Raw genomic sequence first — 17,267 nt, 5'->3', positions numbered from 1 at the left:
CTTGATATTTTATTTCTAAATTAATACAATAGAAGTGGTGAAATAAATAAGAAAATGGTGATGGAATGAAACCCTTTGAAATATTTATCAGTGGCTATGCTAAACTACCTGGTGGTACCACTGCTGAAGAACTGTACAAGGTGGTGGCAGTGGGATTTCTAATAGACAAAAATACCGGAAAAATACTAGATGCCGATTGCTCATTGGTGACAAGGGTGGCAAAGGACCATGTACGAAGAATTTTAGTAGGAAAAAACATTCTTGAATTTGAAGAAATTGAAAAGGCCTTTAATGAATATTATTTTGGTTCCGTTAAAAAAGCGCTGATTTCTTCAACGAAACGGTGTCATGAGAAATTTAAGATGATTTTAGATCAGCAAGAGGTAGAGGATTAATTAGAAAGTACAGTAAATTAAATAGAATCCTTTGATTTAACTTATTATCTACGAAAGCAAAATGACCCTTTGCTTTACCAGTAGATATAGTCCAGTTAGATATACTGCCCCAGGGGGTGGTGTATCTATTTTTTTTAGAATAATAGCTTGCTATAAATAACCTTAATGAAAGGGAGGGACTCCATATGTTAGATGAGAGAATCAGAAGAAGTGAGTTAAAGGACCGAATTATGTCTGCTGAAGAGGCAGCCCTCATGATTGAAGATGGAATGACGGTGGCCACCAGCGGTTTTACACCATCAGGGTATCCGAAGGCTGTACCCTTGGCCCTGGCCAAGCGTGTAGAAGCTGGGGATCCTCTGCAGATAACCTTGCTTTGTGGTGCTTCGGTGGGAGATGAGCTGGATGGTGCCCTGGCCAGGGCAGGTGCCTTAAAGAAGCGATTTCCTTATCAGACCAACGAAAGTCTTAGAAATGGAATTAATAACGGACAAATAGGCTATCAGGATATGCACTTGAGCCATGTCACCCAGTATATGGACTACGGATATTTTGGTAAAATACATATGGCTATTGTAGAGGCCATTGCCATTACACCAGAGGGAGGAATCATACCTTCCACCTCTGTAGGCTTAACGCCTCAGGCCATTAAAAATGCCGATGCCGTAATTGTTGAGCTCAATACTGCACAGCCCATGGCTTTAGAGGGAATCCACGATATTTATATGACAGAAAAACCACCGAACCGAAAACCCATTCCCATTATTACCCCCATGGATCGGATCGGTACCCCGTATATTCCTTGCGACCCCGACAAAATTAAAGCCATTGTCATTACCGATCTGCCCGATAAGGTCAGACCCCTGGGGCCTATTGACGAGCCTTCCAGGTTAATCTCAGGATATATTATGGAGTTTTTCAAAGAAGAAGTAAAGAGAGGAAGATTACCCCAGAACCTGTTACCGCTTCAGTCAGGGGTAGGTTCAGTGGCCAATGCCGTGCTGGGTGGTCTCATTCATTCTGATTTCAATAATTTAACCTGTTACACAGAAGTGATTCAGGACTCCATGTTTGATTTAATCGATGCCGGAAAAGTAGCCATTGCTTCGGGTACCGCCCTGACCCCCTCGGAAGAAGGACTTAAAAGGCTTCATAAAAATATCGATCATTATGCAAAATATTGCATTTTAAGGCCCATGGAAATTAGCAACCACCCGGAAGTGGCAAGAAGGCTGGGGGTAATTGCCATGAATACTGCCATTGAGGTTGATATCTATGGTCACGTTAATTCAACCAATATTATGGGCTCTAGAATGATGAACGGAATTGGAGGTTCAGGTGACTTTACCAGAAATGCCTATTTATCGATCTTTACCACCGTTTCAACGGCGAAAAATGGAGACATTTCCTCTATTGTTCCCATGGCTTCCCATATTGATCATACAGAGCATGATGTGGCTGTGGTGGTAACGGAACAGGGTCTGGCAGATCTAAGGGGAACAGCCCCCAGGGAGCGGGCGAGAAAGATCATTGAAAATTGTGCCCATCCCCAATATAGACCGCTATTAATGGATTATTTAAAGGAGGCGGAAAAGGGAAAATACAAGCATGAGCCCCATTTACTCAGAGAAGCCCTATCCTGGCATGCCCGTTATCTTGAAACAGGCTCTATGAAGGTAACAGGCGATGAAGAGGAAGCTGCTATTCCAGCCCAGGAGCTGGTCTAAAAAAGAAAAGTATCCTTCAATAATTAATAATGACTTATTGTAGAAATATTATGAAGACAGTTGCAGGAATTTTAAAAAAACTGTAGAATTACTGTAGTGACTATGCAGTATAAATTTCAAAATATGCAGGTAATGAATTATAAATTGCAAAATATAGAAATTTATATTTCATTATATTTTTAAGATTCGTAAGAACCTATGGAAAATATCGATTGTATAAACAAAGCATTTGTTAAGATTGGTTTTATTGAAGGATTTAAGCTGTATACTTCATCAGGTAATAATTAGAAAATATAACCAATTAAAGGGAGGAAATTTGATGTTTGACAGGGAAAAGCTAGAAAAAATTAAAGAAAAACAAACAAAGTGGAACGGGGAAAAGATTGCTAAAAGCCTTCAAAAATTTCCTGAGCGAAAAAATAAGTTTGTAACAGGCTCCAATCAAGAGGTGGATAGGCTATATAGCCCTGTGCAGCTTGAGGATTTTGATTATAATACTGACCTGGGCCTTCCGGGAGAATATCCCTTTACTCGGGGGGTACAGCCAACCATGTATCGTGGTCGATTCTGGACCATGAGACAATATGCCGGTTTTGCCACAGCAGAGGAATCTAATAAGCGCTATAAATATTTATTAGAGCAAGGACAAACAGGCCTTTCAGTTGCTTTTGACCTGCCTACCCAAATTGGTTACGATTCAGATCATCCCCTTTCAGAGGGAGAGGTTGGAAAGGTAGGAGTTGCCATAGATTCCCTAAAGGATATGGAAATACTATTCGATGGTATTCCACTGGATAAGGTTAGTACCTCCATGACAATTAATGCCCCTGCCTCAGTGCTGTTGGCCATGTACATAGCTGTAGCGGAAAAGCAAGGGGTGGGGCCAGAGCAGCTAAGGGGAACCATTCAAAATGATATTTTAAAAGAATATATTGCCAGGGGGACCTATATTTTCCCAACTGGTCCTTCGATGCGACTAATTACAGATATATTTGAATACTGTTCAAAGAATGTACCTAATTGGAATACCATTAGTATTTCAGGCTACCATATTCGAGAAGCTGGCTCCACTGCCATACAGGAGGTAGCCTTTACCCTGGCCAATGGAATTGCCTATGTAGAAGCGGCCATCAAGGCAGGCCTTGATGTCGATACCTTTGCACCACGACTTTCCTTTTTCTTTAATGCCCATAACGATCTTTTAGAAGAGGTAGCCAAATTTAGAGCAGCCAGACGACTTTGGGCAAAAATTATGAAGGAACGATTCCATGCACAAAATCCTAAATCAATGCAGTTAAAATTCCATACCCAAACGGGAGGATCGACCCTAACGGCTCAACAGCCCGACAACAATATTGTTAGGGTTGCTATTCAAACCCTGGCGGCAGTATTGGGAGGAACCCAATCATTACATACAAACTCAAAGGACGAGGCCCTGGCCCTTCCAACAGAAGATTCCGTCAGAATTGCCCTTAGGACTCAGCAGATTGTTGCCTATGAAAGCGGTGTGGCTGAAACCATTGATCCACTGGCGGGCTCCTATTATGTCGAGAGCTTAACTAATTCTATTGAAGATGGGGCGTTAGAATATATCAATAAGATTGATACCCTTGGGGGCTCTGCGGAGGCCATTGAAAAGGGGTACATTCAAAAAGAAATTATGGATAGCTCCTATGAATACCAAAAACAGGTGGAAAACGGTGAGCGAATTGTTGTTGGGATGAATAAATTCCAAATTAAGGAGGAGGCACCAAAGGGATTACTACGGGTAGATCCTTCTGTAGGTGAGCTGCAAAAGAAAAAGCTTGATCAATTAAGAGGAGAACGAGATAATGCTTTGACTCAGGAAAAGCTTGACGCATTAAGAGAAGCAGCACAAGGTGACGCTAACTTAATGCCCTATATTTTAGAGGCTGTTAAGGCCTATGGAACCCTTGGCGAAATTTGTGGTGTATTAAGGGAAGTCTTTGGTGAATACCAGCAAAGTGTTATATTATAATCTATCATGATCAAGATAAATCGATATTAGGAGGATGAATATATGTCAAGACCCATTAGAGTATTAGTTGCGAAGCCTGGTCTGGATGGTCACGACAGGGGTGCTAAAGTAATTGCAAGGGCCTTAAGGGATGCCGGAATGGAGGTTATCTATACTGGCCTTAGGCAAACCCCGGAGCAAATTGTTCAAGCCGCTCTGCAGGAGGATGTTGATGTAGTTGCTCTAAGTATTCTTTCAGGGGCCCATAATCATCTGTTGCCCAGGGTAGTGGAATTGTTAAAGCAGGAAAATGTGTACGATGAAATATTGGTGCTGGGTGGCGGCGTCATTCCAGATGAAGATATACCTTTTCTAAAGGAGAATGGCATTGCAGAGGTATTTACTCCTGGAACACCAACCCAGGTAACCATTGAATTTATTCACAATAATTTGAAGCGTAGCCTTTAAATAATGCTTAAAAATTAAAGCCTATTGAAACCAATTTTGGGTGGTGTAGCTGTGAATTTAGCTGAAAGAATTTTAAAACATGATAAGCGGGCTGCTGCCAGGTTAATCACCATGATTGAAAATAATGATCCTGAAGGAACTGAAATCCTCTCTAAATTGTATCAGCATACGGGAAAAGCCCGGGTGATCGGTATTACTGGCCCACCGGGGGCAGGAAAAAGTACCCTGACTGATAAGCTGGCCAAGCGTTTTCGGCAGGAGGATAAAATAGTAGGAATTATTGCAGTTGATCCCACCAGCCCCTTTACAGGGGGCTCAATACTGGGGGATCGAGTTCGAATGACAGACCTATATACAGATCCGGGGGTTTTTATCAGGAGTATGGGAACACGAGGTCACCTGGGCGGCCTATCTAAGGCTACCCTGGGGGCCATTAAGGTACTGGACATCTATGGTGCCGACTACATATTTATTGAAACTGTTGGAGTAGGTCAGTCAGAGGTAGATATTGTAAGGGCTGCTGATACGGTGCTTCTGGTAATGGTGCCGGGACTGGGGGATGATATACAGGCCATTAAGGCAGGAATTATGGAGATTGGTGATGTATTCGTGGTAAACAAGGCTGATCGAGAGGGAGCCAACCGCACCCAGGTTGAACTGGAGATGATGCTTGATTTTAGCCATGGTGACTGGAAACCGCCGGTTACTCAGGTGGTGGCCCTTCAAAATAAGGGCATTGAAGCGCTCTATGAAAATTTAAATAAGCACCTTAATTACTTGGAAAAGGAAAATCGTCTGTTGGAAAAGAGAACAAAGCAGGTGGAATATGAAATTATGGATTTGATTCAGCATAATTTAATGGAACGCCTTACAAATAGTGAGGAAAATAAAGCAGAAATTCGACGTTTGGCCCAAAGCGTGGCCCGGCGTGAGAAGGATCCCTATGGTGTCAGTGCAGCATTATTTAGACGAGTTTTAGAAAATAAAGGTTAGGAGGGTGTATATGAAGGTAGGTAAGCTAGATCATATTGGAATTGCAGTAAAGGATTTAGAGCAGAGCTTAAAATTTTATGAGGGCATTTTAGGCTTGAAATGTGTTGATACAGAGGTGGTTGAGGAACAGAAGGTGAAGGTAGCCTTCTTACCTGTCGGCGATACTGAAATCGAATTATTGGAATCTACCCATGAGGATGGACCCATTGCTAAATTTATTGAAAAAAAAGGTGAAGGAATACAGCATTTAGCTTTTCGTGTAGAGAATATCGAAAAAGCCATTGAGGAAATGAAGGCCATGGGAATTAGAATGATCGACGAAAAACCCCGTTACGGTGCAGGTGGAGCAAAAATTGCATTTTGTCATCCTAAAAGTACCAATGGTATTTTAATTGAATTGAGCCAACGGGAAGGTTAAGAAATATTAAAAAAAATATTATTCTCAAAAAAATATCGACTAGGTATTAATACCTGGTAATAATTTTGGTATAATAGGGTGAAAGCATCTTTAGCTTTTCGCATTTCAATACAATAGGAGGGTTAATATGGCTGTAAACAAAATAGAAGCACTTCGTCAGCATAAAGAAAAGCTTCAACAGGGGGGCGGAGCAAAACGAATTGCCAGTCAGCATGAAAAGGGTAAGCTTACGGCAAGGGAAAGAATTCATTTGCTCTTTGATGAAGGAACCTTTGTTGAGTTAGATAGCTTTATGAAGCATCGCTGCGTTAACTTTGGAATGGAAAAAGTAGATGCCCCTGGAGAAGGGGTGGTAACAGGCTATGGTCAAGTAGAGGGACGGCTGGTCTATGCCTATGCCCAGGACTTTACCGTAGTAGGAGGTTCCCTGGGGGAAATGCACGCAAAAAAAATCTGCAAGGTGTTAGATATGGCCCTGAAAATGGGGGCCCCGGTGGTGGGCATGAACGATTCCGGCGGAGCCAGGATACAAGAGGGAGTCGATGCCCTGTCGGGCTATGGCCAAATCTTCTATCGAAATACCATTGCATCGGGGGTAATTCCACAGATTTCCGCCATCATGGGCCCCTGTGCCGGGGGAGCCGTTTATTCACCAGCCCTGACAGATTTCATCTTTATGGTAGATCAAACCAGTCAAATGTTTATTACAGGACCCCAGGTCATAAAAACAGTCACCGGAGAAGAGGTCAGTGCCGAGGCCCTGGGGGGCGCCATGGCCCACAATCAAACCAGCGGCGTAGCCCATTTTGTTTCGGCCAACGATGAGGCCTGCATTGCTGATATCAGAAGACTGTTGAGCTTTCTACCCTCCAACAATCTGGAGCAGCCCCCGGTCTTTGAAGTAACCGATGATATTAATCAAATTATTCCGGAGCTGGACGAAATTGTTCCAGACAATCCCAATAAACCCTATGATATGAAAACCGTCATCGCCTTAATCGCAGATCATGGAGATTTTTATGAAGTACAGCCCTATTATGCACAAAATATGATTACAGGCTTTATGCGAATCAATGGCCAAACCGTAGGGGTCATTGCCAACCAGCCCAAGGTATTGGCAGGGTGCCTGGATATCAACGCCTCAGACAAAGCAGGGCGATTTATCCGAACCTGTGATTGCTTTAATATTCCATTATTAAATCTAGTCGATGTACCAGGATTCCTGCCGGGAACCGCCCAGGAATACGGCGGGATTATCCGCCACGGGGCCAAAATGCTCTATGCCTACAGCGAGGCGACCGTACCAAAGATCACCCTGATCGTCAGAAAGGCCTATGGCGGAGCCTATTTAGCCATGTGCAGCAAAGATTTAGGAGCAGATTTAGTGATGGCCTGGCCTTCAGCAGAAATAGCAGTTATGGGGCCCGAGGGGGCAGCCAACATTATCTTTAAAAAAGAAATAAGCGAATCAGAAAATCCACAGGAAACCCGCTCAGAAAAAATAGAGGCCTACAAAAATGAATTTGCTACACCCTACAAGGCAGCAGAGCGGGGCTATGTAGATGATATAATTGAACCATCGGCCACCCGGCCCCGGTTAGCAGATGCCCTAAATATGCTGGCCAGTAAAAGAGAGTCTAGACCTCCCAAAAAGCATGGAAATGTACCCCTATAGGGAGACCCTGAAAAAGAGGTGAAGATAGAATGAGCTTGTTAGAGAAACTACACTATGCAACAGATTCCATGACCTTTGGAGAAAGGCTCCTGGCCAGCCTGCAGGTGACGGTGCTGGGAGTAGGAATTGTGTTCGTAGCCTTATTATTGTTATATTTAGTCATACAACTCATGTCCAACATATTGGCCCCCAGAAAAGCACTACCCGAGGCCAAGAAGCCCCCGGTAAGCCCTGAAGTGACTGAAGCAGCTCAAGAAGAACCAGCTACAGATGATGGAGAATTGGTGGCAGTCATAACAGCAGCGGTGGCAGCCAGCCTACATACCAGTACCCATAACATCGTAGTAAAAAACATTGTACGTATGGGTACCCAGGCTAGCCCCTGGGCCAGTAGCGGATTACGAGACCAACTTAGGGGCTAGACAAATAATAGCTTACAAAATACCCCGAAAATGAGGAGGAAATAGATCATGAGAAAATTCAACATTTCTGTTAATGGTGTCAGCTACGAAGTAGAGGTGGAGGAAATTAAAGAGGGTACGGTGGCCAGTCCAAGGCCTGCAGCCTCGGTGGCGACGCCAAAGCCTGCGGCAGCGGCTAAGCCTGCACCGGCGGCTCCTGCTCCTTCGGCAGCCCCTGCCGGTGCCACCACAGTAACAGCCCCCATGCCCGGAAACATCTGGAAGGTTCTGGTGAAGGAAGGAGAAGCTGTTAAGCAAGGCCAAGTGTTAATTATATTAGAAGCCATGAAGATGGAAAATGAAATTATGGCTCCTGCCGATGGTACCGTGGCCTCTATCCATGTAAAAGAAGGTGCAGCAGTCAATGGTGGTGATCTTCTGGTGGCCCTTAAATAAAGGCGAGGAATAAACGTAGAAGACATCTAAACCAATTGAAAGGAGATGCACCCATGGTAGAAGTACTAATAGAATTTTGGGAATCCACAGGCTTTGCCAATATGACCTTACAGCATATGATTATGATTGGCATATCTTGCTTTCTGTTATATCTTGCCATCGCTAAAAAATTTGAACCCCTGCTTTTGGTTCCCATTGCCTTTGGTATGCTGTTGACCAATCTCCCCCTGGCGGGGCTGATGGATCTGGGTCATACCACCCTGAAGGCCCTGAATGAGGGAACCGCCGGTCAGGCGGCCGAGCTTCTGGCCAACCCCACTGCCGAAACCCTATTAAAGGGAATTCCGGTTCAAATCTATACCGAAACCCCCGGTGGCCTGCTTCAATATTTGGCCATCGGTAATAAACTGACTATTTTCCCGCCCCTGATTTTCCTGGGGGTTGGGGCCATGACCGACTTCGGGCCGCTGATTGCCAACCCCAAGAGTCTGTTTTTAGGGGCGGCAGCCCAGGCTGGAATCTTCTTTACCTTTACAGGGGCCGTTTTGATGGGCTTTAATGCTATGGAGGCCTCATCCATCGGCATCATCGGTGGAGCCGATGGGCCTACAGCCATCTTTTTAACCTCCCGGCTGGCCCCCCATCTATTGGGGCCCATCGCCGTGGCGGCCTACTCCTATATGGCCCTGGTGCCCATCATCCAGCCCCCCATTATGAAGGCCCTCACCACCAAGCGGGAGCGAATGATTAAAATGGAACAGCTTAGGACCGTCAGCAAGGTGGAAAAAATCGTATTTCCCATCCTGGTGACCATTGTGGTATCCCTGTTACTGCCTTCAGCTGCTGCCCTGGTGGGGCTTCTAATGTTCGGTAATCTACTAAAAGAATGTTTGGTTACCGACAGGCTTTCCAAGACCGCCCAAAATGAGCTGGTTAATATTGTTACCATCGTACTGGGACTGGCGGTGGGGGCCACCGCCAAGGCAGAACAGTTTATCAAGCTCGATACCATTCAAATCATTGCCCTGGGGGTGGTGGCCTTTGGTGTGGGTACCGCCGCAGGGGTATTGCTGGCTAAGCTGATGAATAAAATACTTGGGGGCGACGCCATAAATCCCCTGATCGGTTCAGCCGGTGTATCGGCAGTCCCTATGGCCGCCCGTGTTTCCCAGGTGGTGGGACAAAAAGAAAATCCTAGCAACTTTTTATTGATGCACGCCATGGGCCCCAATGTGGCAGGGGTCATTGGCTCTGCTGTGGCGGCAGGGGTACTGCTGTCGATGTTCGGTTAATTAAATAGGTTTACATAAGCCTAGAGATTAAAGGGAATATATCCTTTAATTTCTGGGCTTTATATTTACCTGCTTTAATGGTGCTTAATCAATCTGGTAATTGTTAAAAGAGGATAATTTGTATAAAATAATATTAAATATGAACAAAGCCTTCCTTAGGAAGATTCAAAGGAGGACTTTGTTGAAATCTACGTACGGAAAGACTTTTTACTTAATTATTATTTGAAGTGAAACTTTCCAATAGGATGATAAAAAAACAGGTCTGGGGGAAAAAAATTGAAGGAGCAAATACTAAAGGAGCTATACAATTACAAAGATGGTTATCTTTCAGGTGAGGAATTAGCCAACCGCTTTGGAGTAACAAGAACGGCCATTTGGAAGCATATTAACAGCCTGAAGGAAGAAGGCTATCAGATAGAGACCCTTCATAAAAAGGGTTATCGTTTGTTGGAAAATGAAGAAAAAATGGTACCAACAGAGCTATTGTCGAAATTAAAGACCCAGGAGATCGGGCAAAATATGATTTATTTAGATTCAATCGATTCCACAAACAATTATGCTAAAAAAATTGCCCTGGAAGCTACCCACGGAACGATTGTAATTACCGAAGAACAGGTGATGGGCCGAGGAAGGCTGGGGAGAGGCTGGAAATCACCCAAGGGACAGGGAATCTGGATGTCACTTTTACTAAAGCCTTCAATTCCCCCTACTGAGGGAGCCAAGCTGACTCAAATTGCTGCCGCATCGGTTTGTCTTGCCATCCGTCATGTGGCGAATGTAGATGCCTTAATAAAGTGGCCCAATGATATTGTCATCAGAGGGAAAAAGGTTTGCGGTATCTTAACGGAGATGGCGGGCGAGTTAAACGAAGTAGCTTATTTAATTGTAGGAATGGGTATTAATGTAAATATTATGGAATTTCCAGAAGACCTACGGGAGAAGGCCACTTCCCTCAGGATGGAGCTGGGCTTTAAAATTGAAAGAACGAAGTTAATTATAGAAATTTTAAATCAATTTGAGCTGTTATATCAGTATTACATTGAAAATGGTTCCCTGATTAAAACCGTTGAGGTTTGTCGTCAATATTCTGCATTATTGGGAAAAAAGGTTCGGGTTATCCAGGGGCAAAAAGTAACCTTGGTTAAGGCCATTGATATTACTGAAGAAGGGCTGCTTAAAGTGGTGGACGTCGACGGAAGGGAAAGCACCCTGTTATCAGGAGAGATTTCTGTTCGTGGGGAGGAGGGGTACGTGTAAAATTCTTTGATTAGTTTTTGGTATAGTTTTTGCAATAAAAATAAATAGACCACAAAAATAATTTAATATAACGAGGAGGAAGAAATATGAAGGAAATTGTAATTGCCAGTGGGGCAAGGACACCAATAGGCAGCTTTGGTGGTGCATTGGCCAATGTTTCAGCAGTGGATCTGGGTGCGATCGTTATCAAAGAGGCTTTGAAAAGAGCCAATGTAAAGCCAGAGCTGGTGGATGAAGTATACATGGGCTGTGTACTTCAGGCAGGTCTGGGACAGGGGGTAGCCCGACAGGCTTCCGTTAAAGCAGGAATTCCTCAGGAGGTACCAGCCACAACAATTAATATGCTGTGCGGTTCGGGGCTTAAGACAGTTTCAATGGCGGCCCAAACCATTATTGCCGGTGACAATGACATTGTTGTAGTAGGAGGAACTGAGAGTATGAGCCGGGCCCCCTATGTATTGCCAAAGGCCAGGTGGGGAGCAAGAATGGGTAATGATCAAATGATAGACACAATGGTGAATGATGGATTAACCGATGCCTTTCATCAATATCATATGGGAATTACAGCAGAAAATTTAGCAGAAAAATATGGTTTAACCAGGGAAGAACAGGATCAATTTGCGGTTGAAAGTCAAAATAAAGCAGAGAAGGCCCTCTTGGCAGGCAAGTTTAAGGATGAAATTGTCGCCGTTGAGATTCCCCAAAGAAAAGGAGACCCAGTGGTGGTGGACACCGATGAGTATCCCAAGGCTGGTGTAACAGCAGAAAAGCTTGCTAAATTAAAGCCTGCTTTCAAAAAAGATGGCACCGTTACAGCAGGAAATGCATCAGGTATCAATGATGGTGCTGCTGCCCTAGTATTAATGACAAAGGAAAAGGCTGATGAATTGGGAATTGAGCCTCTAGCTACCCTGGTATCCTATGGTAACGCTGGAGTTGATCCTTCCATTATGGGGATCGGACCAGTTCCTGCAACTCAAAAGGCCTTGAAAAAAGCAGGGCTTACCATAGAAGATATGGATTTAATTGAAGCCAATGAAGCCTTTGCAGCTCAGGCATTATCTGTTGGTAAAGATTTAAAATGGGATCCCAAAAAGGTTAACGTCAATGGGGGTGCCATCGCCCTGGGCCATCCCATCGGAGCCAGCGGTGCAAGAATTTTGATCACTTTATTGTATGAAATGAAAAGAAGCTCAGCGAAATATGGCCTGGCAACATTGTGTATTGGCGGAGGAATGGGAACCGCAGTAATTGTCAAACGATAATTAAAAAAACGGCAAAAATCCAATTAACTTTGGATTTTTTGCTGTTTTTTTGTTAATTTTAAATGTATGATAATAATATAATGAGTGAAAAATTGGGCTAGGAGGTGAAGAAAGGTGAAAGGCAGGAAACAACAATATTTAGACATGAATTTTTTGGATATCACAAAAATTGAGCTGGAAGCCCATTCAGAGGAGCTGGCACTACTATTCAATCTATATAAAAACATTTTTAACGATATTTATAATTGGATGGTGGTGGTAGATACCGAGGGCTATATTATTATGATTAATAAGAAATACTGTGAATTCATTGGTATCAAACAAGAGGATGCCATTGGCAGACATGTTACAGAAGTAATTGAAAATACCAGAATGCATATTGTTGTCAAGACAGAGCAAAAAGAAATTGGAGACATTCAAGAAATCAAGGGAAATCAAATGATTGCCGATAGAATTCCGATTTATCAGAATGGTAAATTGATGGGGGCTGTGGGAACCGTAATCTTTAAAGACCTGGTGGAATTTGACGTCTATGTCAAGAACATTCTAAAAATGGAAAAGCAGCTAGAGTTTTATAAAAAAGAATTGAAAAAGGCGCTGGGAAGCAATTATACCTTTGAGCATATTGTAGGGAACAGTGTTGCGGTTAGACGAGCCAAGGATTTAGCCCAAAAGGTTGCCTTATCGAAATCAAATATATTGCTGTTGGGGGAAAGCGGTACAGGTAAAGAACTATTTGCCCATTCCATTCATAATGCCAGCCCCAGGGGCGAATACCCCTTAATTAAGGTGAATTGTGGGGCAATTCCATCAGAACTGTTGGAATCAGAGCTGTTTGGTTATGAACAGGGAGCCTTTACCGGTGCCAAAAAGGGGGGCAAGCCAGGAAAATTTGAGCTGGCTCATCGCAGTACCATTTTCCTTGATGAAATAGGTGATTTACCTCTAAATATGCAGGTGAAAATATTGCGTGTGATTCAAGAACGAGAAATTGAGCGAATTGGCAGTGTAAAAAGCCAAAAGGTGGATGTAAGAATTATTGCCGCAACCAATCGAAATTTAGAGGATATGGTAAAGAAAAAGTTGTTTAGGGAAGATCTATATTATCGCTTAAATGTTATTAGTATTAATATTCCTCCCTTAAGGGATCGAATCGAGGATATTCCCCTGTTAACCCGGCATCTGATGAAAAAGCTGGCAAGTGAAATGGAGCGGCATGTAACAGAAATTTCCCCTGCTGCACTGGAGGCTTTAACCAATTATCATTGGCCAGGGAATATTCGAGAATTGGCAAATTTGATCGAAAGAGCCCTTAATTTAGTGGAAAAGGAAGCTATGATTAACTTAGATCATTTTCCCTACTATATCCGTAAGGTGGCTAAGGTTGATACAACAACTGCTGTCGATAGCCTAGAGGTAAATTTTGATGGTACCCTTAAGGATATTTTTGAAGAAATTGAGAAAAAGGCCATTCAAAAAACATTGATGCAATATGAGGGAAACAAGTATCAAACTGCAAAAAAGCTAGGGATTAGTCGAACGAGTCTTTACGAGAAGATTAAGAAATATGGTTTAGAAAATGTTAATTAAATGAACAGTGTAAATAAAAAGTACAAAATCATTTGAAATATTTTTTTTGTAAAACTAAGTTATTGAAAAATCAATAAAAGGGCCCTTGTAAAAGGGGAAAAAAGTTAGAAAAATCAGAAAATCAGTGTAAAAAAATTGTACACTTCTAAAAGAAAAATTTAAAAATCCTCCTGAATCATGAAATTTATAGCAAAAAATGTCTAAATATGATTGAATGATCCTAATATTATATTTGGCATGGAACTTGCAAGCTATAAAGTTGAGCAATCATGGAAGGAGGATTTTAAGTGGCAGTAAAATTTATGACAGCAGAAGAGGCTGTAAAGCTAATTGATTCAAACAGTACCTTGGCGACAGGAGGCTTTGTAGGAAACGCGGTACCAGAAGAATTAGAAATTGCCCTGGAGAGAAGGTTCCTTGAGACGGCAGAACCTCGAAATTTAACTTTGGTATATGCTGCCGGTCAAGGAGACGGAAAAGGAAGGGGCTTAAACCATTTAGGCCACGAGGGCTTACTCAAAAGAGTGATCGGAGGCCATTGGGGCTTGGTTCCCAAGGTTCAGAAGCTGGCCTTTGAAAACAAAATAGAAGCCTATAATTTTCCCCAGGGTTCAATTTCACATCTTTTCAGGGATATTGCAGCCAATAAGCCCGGAACCATCACCAAGGTCGGTTTAAAAACCTTTGTAGACCCAAGGGTTGAGGGAGGAAAGCTGAACGAAAAGACAAAAGAGGACATGGTAGAGCTTATTGAGGTGTTAGGAGAGGAATATTTGCTTTATAAGGCATTTCCGATTGATTTTGCCTTGATTAGAGGTACCTATGCCGATGAAAATGGAAACGTTACCATGGAAAAAGAGGCAGGTACGCTGGAAGTGCTCTCTATTGCCCAGGCGTGTAAAAATTCAGGCGGAAAAGTCATTGTCCAGGTTGAAAAGGTAGTGAAGGCAGGCAGCTTAGATCCCAAGCTTGTTAAAATCCCGGGTATTTATGTAGACACCATTGTCGAAGTAAAGGATATGGCAAATCATATGCAAACCTTTGCGGAATCCTACAATGCCAGCTATACTGGAGCCACAAAGGTACCTGTAAACTCTGTAAAGCCCATGGCACTGGATGAAAGAAAAGTTATTGCAAGAAGGGCCGCTATGGAACTGGTGCCCCAGGCTGTTGTTAATCTGGGAATTGGTATGCCTGAAGGGGTTGCAGTGGTTGCCAATGAAGAAGGAATTGGAAATGAAATGGTCTTAACCGTAGAGCCAGGACCAATCGGTGGTATTCCTGCAGGTGGATTAAGCTTTGGGGCGGCGATTAATCCAGAGGCTATTATTGATCAACCCTATCAGTTTGACTTTTATGATGGTGGTGGCTTGGATGTTGCCTTTTTAGGATTAGCCCAATGTGATAAGACAGGCAATATTAATGTAAGTAAATTTGGTCCTAAAATTGCTGGTGCAGGCGGATTTATCAATATCACTCAAAATGCCAAAAAGGTTGTTTTCTGTGGTACCTTTACGGCAGGTGGACTCGATATTGCCATTGAAGACGGAAAACTTAAAATTAACCAAGAGGGTAAGGTTAAAAAATTCCTTAATCAGGTTGAGCAAATCACCTTCAGTGGGGAATATGCCATAGATGAGAACCAAACAGTTCTTTATATCACAGAAAGAGCAGTATTTGCTTTAAGTCCTGAAGGTATGATGTTAACTGAGATTGCACCTGGAATCGACTTGAAGAAAGACATCCTAGAACAGATGGAATTTCAGCCGGTAGTCAGCCCAGAGCTAAAATTAATGGACGCCAGAATTTTTAACTCAGAAAAAATGGGATTAATAATTTAGAGAGCGGAGGGAGAAAAATGTTAGGAATAATAATTGGTCTGGCCTTATTAATGTTTTTAGCCTATAAAGGGATGTCTATTATTTGGGTGGCACCAATTTGTGCCATGGTGGTTGCCCTTACAGGGGGCTTGGAATTACTGCCAGCCTATACGGGCTCCTATATGGAAGGCTTTGTAGGCTTCGTATTATCATGGTTTCCGGTATTTATGCTGGGTGCCATATTCGGTAAAGTAATGGATGAATCTGGTGCGGCCCGTTCCGTTGCCCACTGGATCACCTCTGTTATTGGTAAGAAAAGAGCCATTCTGGCGGTTGTTGTAGCCTGCGCTGCATTAACCTATGGCGGTATTTCATTATTCGTTGTTGTATTTGCAATTTATCCTTTAGCAATTGCATTATTTAGAGAAGCCAACATTACCAGAAAGCTGATACCGGGTTCTATTGCCCTGGGGGCCTTTGCCTTCACCATGACAGCCATACCTGGTACCCCACAAATTCAGAACCTAATCCCTACAGATTATTTCGGAACAACACCAATGGCTGCTCCCATTATGGGTACAGTGGCTGCACTAATTATGTTTGGGGGCGGAATGCTGTGGTTAACCTACCGGGAGAAAAAACTCACGGCAGCAGGGGAGGTTTTCACCGAGCCTGATAAGAAGGTAGAAGCAACCGAAGCGGCAGAATTGCCAAATCCACTTTTATCAGCCCTGCCGCTATTTACAGTGGTGATCCTGTTAAATGCCTTTGATTTAAACATCGTAACTTCGTTATTGGCGGGAATTGCAGTGGGCTTAGTATTAAATTTCAAACGTATTCCTTCAATGATTGCCACAATCAATAGCGGCGCTTCGGGTTCAGTTCTGGCCATTATTAATACCAGTGCTGCGGTTGGCTTTGGGGCTGTGGTTAGGGCAGTACCTGGCTTTGAAAGCTTAACAAATTTAGTGATGGGAATCAAAGGAAATCCATTGATTTCAGAGGCGGTAGCAGTCAATGTTTTAGCAGGAGCAACAGGTTCTGCCTCTGGGGGAATGGGAATCGCCCTGGCTGCTCTAGGTGAAAAATATATGGAATTAGCTGCCAGCACCGGTATTCCTCCGGCGGCATTCCACCGAATTGCGTCCTTATCAAGTGGTGGATTAGACACATTGCCCCACAATGGAGCTGTATTGACCCTGTTAGCTGTAACTGCCATGACCCACAAGGATTCCTATATTGATATCTTTATGACTTGTACTGCCATACCGGTGTTATCGGTTATTACAGCAATTATTTTAGCCAGTGTAGGTCTTGTATAATAAAGAAATTATTCTAATTTAAGAATTTAAGAAATAAGATGGTCAGCCCCTGGTCGAGCTGCGACAACTGCGGGGCATTGATAATGGGGCTGCCCTTATATTGTAACAGGGTGTGATGGCCATTGCTTAACAGGCATGGCATAGAACACAATTTATTTAGGAAGGCCTGCTGCCCTATAGCAAAGGGAAGGCTGAGTTTTTCACAGATAA

At 43.1% G+C, this 17,267-nt stretch carries 15 protein-coding genes; all 15 read left to right on the top strand.

All coding sequences use genetic code 11. The features are described 5' to 3' along the window. Positions 1-65 precede the first annotated feature (65 nt). A complete protein-coding gene (locus tag ACYQ1I_RS04640; RefSeq protein ID WP_459762836.1) occupies positions 66-395 on the top strand; it encodes a DUF3870 domain-containing protein in 330 nt (109 codons plus the stop codon). A gap of 185 nt (positions 396-580) precedes the next feature. Further along, positions 581-2,122 (top strand): succinyl-CoA:acetate CoA-transferase ScpC, encoded by a 1,542-nt coding sequence (scpC, locus tag ACYQ1I_RS04635; protein WP_459762834.1) that lies wholly within the window; start codon positions 581-583, stop codon positions 2,120-2,122. A gap of 319 nt (positions 2,123-2,441) precedes the next feature. Beyond that, positions 2,442-4,121 (top strand): acyl-CoA mutase large subunit family protein, encoded by a 1,680-nt coding sequence (locus tag ACYQ1I_RS04630; protein WP_459762832.1) that lies wholly within the window; start codon positions 2,442-2,444, stop codon positions 4,119-4,121. A 42-nt stretch (positions 4,122-4,163) separates the two neighbouring features. Beyond that, positions 4,164-4,568 carry a cobalamin B12-binding domain-containing protein gene (locus tag ACYQ1I_RS04625; RefSeq protein WP_459762830.1) on the top strand — a complete coding sequence of 135 codons (405 nt, stop codon included), beginning with the start codon at positions 4,164-4,166 and terminating at the stop codon, positions 4,566-4,568. Positions 4,569-4,619: 51 nt separating this feature from the next. After that, entirely contained in the window at positions 4,620-5,561 is a 942-nt protein-coding gene (gene meaB / locus ACYQ1I_RS04620) for a methylmalonyl Co-A mutase-associated GTPase MeaB (RefSeq protein ID WP_459762828.1), read from the top strand. Between the two features lie 10 nt (positions 5,562-5,571). Next, positions 5,572-5,979, top strand: coding sequence for a methylmalonyl-CoA epimerase (gene mce, locus ACYQ1I_RS04615; RefSeq protein ID WP_459762826.1), 408 nt, complete (start codon positions 5,572-5,574; stop codon positions 5,977-5,979). Positions 5,980-6,106: 127 nt separating this feature from the next. Beyond that, complete coding sequence (gene mmdA / locus ACYQ1I_RS04610; RefSeq protein WP_459762824.1) at positions 6,107-7,654, top strand: methylmalonyl-CoA decarboxylase subunit alpha; 1,548 nt, start codon at positions 6,107-6,109, stop codon at positions 7,652-7,654. 29 nt (positions 7,655-7,683) lie between these two features. Then, on the top strand, positions 7,684-8,076 hold the full coding sequence (locus ACYQ1I_RS04605; RefSeq protein WP_459762822.1) for an OadG family protein: 393 nt from the start codon (positions 7,684-7,686) through the stop codon (positions 8,074-8,076). 48 nt (positions 8,077-8,124) lie between these two features. Next, a complete protein-coding gene (locus ACYQ1I_RS04600; protein WP_459762820.1) occupies positions 8,125-8,511 on the top strand; it encodes a biotin/lipoyl-containing protein in 387 nt (128 codons plus the stop codon). 53 nt (positions 8,512-8,564) lie between these two features. Then, positions 8,565-9,803, top strand: coding sequence for a sodium ion-translocating decarboxylase subunit beta (locus tag ACYQ1I_RS04595; RefSeq protein WP_459762818.1), 1,239 nt, complete (start codon positions 8,565-8,567; stop codon positions 9,801-9,803). 276 nt (positions 9,804-10,079) lie between these two features. Continuing rightward, positions 10,080-11,060, top strand: coding sequence for a biotin--[acetyl-CoA-carboxylase] ligase (locus ACYQ1I_RS04590; RefSeq protein WP_459762816.1), 981 nt, complete (start codon positions 10,080-10,082; stop codon positions 11,058-11,060). Between the two features lie 86 nt (positions 11,061-11,146). Further along, positions 11,147-12,325 carry an acetyl-CoA C-acetyltransferase gene (locus tag ACYQ1I_RS04585; RefSeq protein ID WP_459762814.1) on the top strand — a complete coding sequence of 393 codons (1,179 nt, stop codon included), beginning with the start codon at positions 11,147-11,149 and terminating at the stop codon, positions 12,323-12,325. 114 nt (positions 12,326-12,439) lie between these two features. Next, positions 12,440-13,915, top strand: coding sequence for a sigma-54 interaction domain-containing protein (locus ACYQ1I_RS04580; RefSeq protein WP_459762812.1), 1,476 nt, complete (start codon positions 12,440-12,442; stop codon positions 13,913-13,915). 287 nt (positions 13,916-14,202) lie between these two features. Beyond that, entirely contained in the window at positions 14,203-15,756 is a 1,554-nt protein-coding gene (locus tag ACYQ1I_RS04575; RefSeq protein ID WP_459762810.1) for an acyl CoA:acetate/3-ketoacid CoA transferase, read from the top strand. A 17-nt stretch (positions 15,757-15,773) separates the two neighbouring features. Further along, a complete protein-coding gene (locus ACYQ1I_RS04570; protein WP_459762808.1) occupies positions 15,774-17,057 on the top strand; it encodes a GntP family permease in 1,284 nt (427 codons plus the stop codon). Positions 17,058-17,267 lie beyond the last annotated feature (210 nt).

This window comes from Alkaliphilus crotonatoxidans, assembly GCF_054658015.1.
Note: the sequence above shows the minus strand (reverse complement) of the source record. Positions and strands in the feature narration are given on the sequence as shown.

Bases quoted from the DNA above. Each gene is read 5' to 3' on its own strand.
- ACYQ1I_RS04640 (WP_459762836.1), top strand. From the start codon at position 66: ATGAAACCCTTTGAAATATTTATCAGTGGCTATGCTAAACTACCTGGT.
- scpC (WP_459762834.1), top strand. From the start codon at position 581: ATGTTAGATGAGAGAATCAGAAGAAGTGAGTTAAAGGACCGAATTATG.
- ACYQ1I_RS04630 (WP_459762832.1), top strand. From the start codon at position 2,442: ATGTTTGACAGGGAAAAGCTAGAAAAAATTAAAGAAAAACAAACAAAG.
- ACYQ1I_RS04625 (WP_459762830.1), top strand. From the start codon at position 4,164: ATGTCAAGACCCATTAGAGTATTAGTTGCGAAGCCTGGTCTGGATGGT.
- mce (WP_459762826.1), top strand. From the start codon at position 5,572: ATGAAGGTAGGTAAGCTAGATCATATTGGAATTGCAGTAAAGGATTTA.
- mmdA (WP_459762824.1), top strand. From the start codon at position 6,107: ATGGCTGTAAACAAAATAGAAGCACTTCGTCAGCATAAAGAAAAGCTT.
- ACYQ1I_RS04605 (WP_459762822.1), top strand. From the start codon at position 7,684: ATGAGCTTGTTAGAGAAACTACACTATGCAACAGATTCCATGACCTTT.
- ACYQ1I_RS04600 (WP_459762820.1), top strand. From the start codon at position 8,125: ATGAGAAAATTCAACATTTCTGTTAATGGTGTCAGCTACGAAGTAGAG.
- ACYQ1I_RS04595 (WP_459762818.1), top strand. From the start codon at position 8,565: ATGGTAGAAGTACTAATAGAATTTTGGGAATCCACAGGCTTTGCCAAT.
- ACYQ1I_RS04585 (WP_459762814.1), top strand. From the start codon at position 11,147: ATGAAGGAAATTGTAATTGCCAGTGGGGCAAGGACACCAATAGGCAGC.
- ACYQ1I_RS04570 (WP_459762808.1), top strand. From the start codon at position 15,774: ATGTTAGGAATAATAATTGGTCTGGCCTTATTAATGTTTTTAGCCTAT.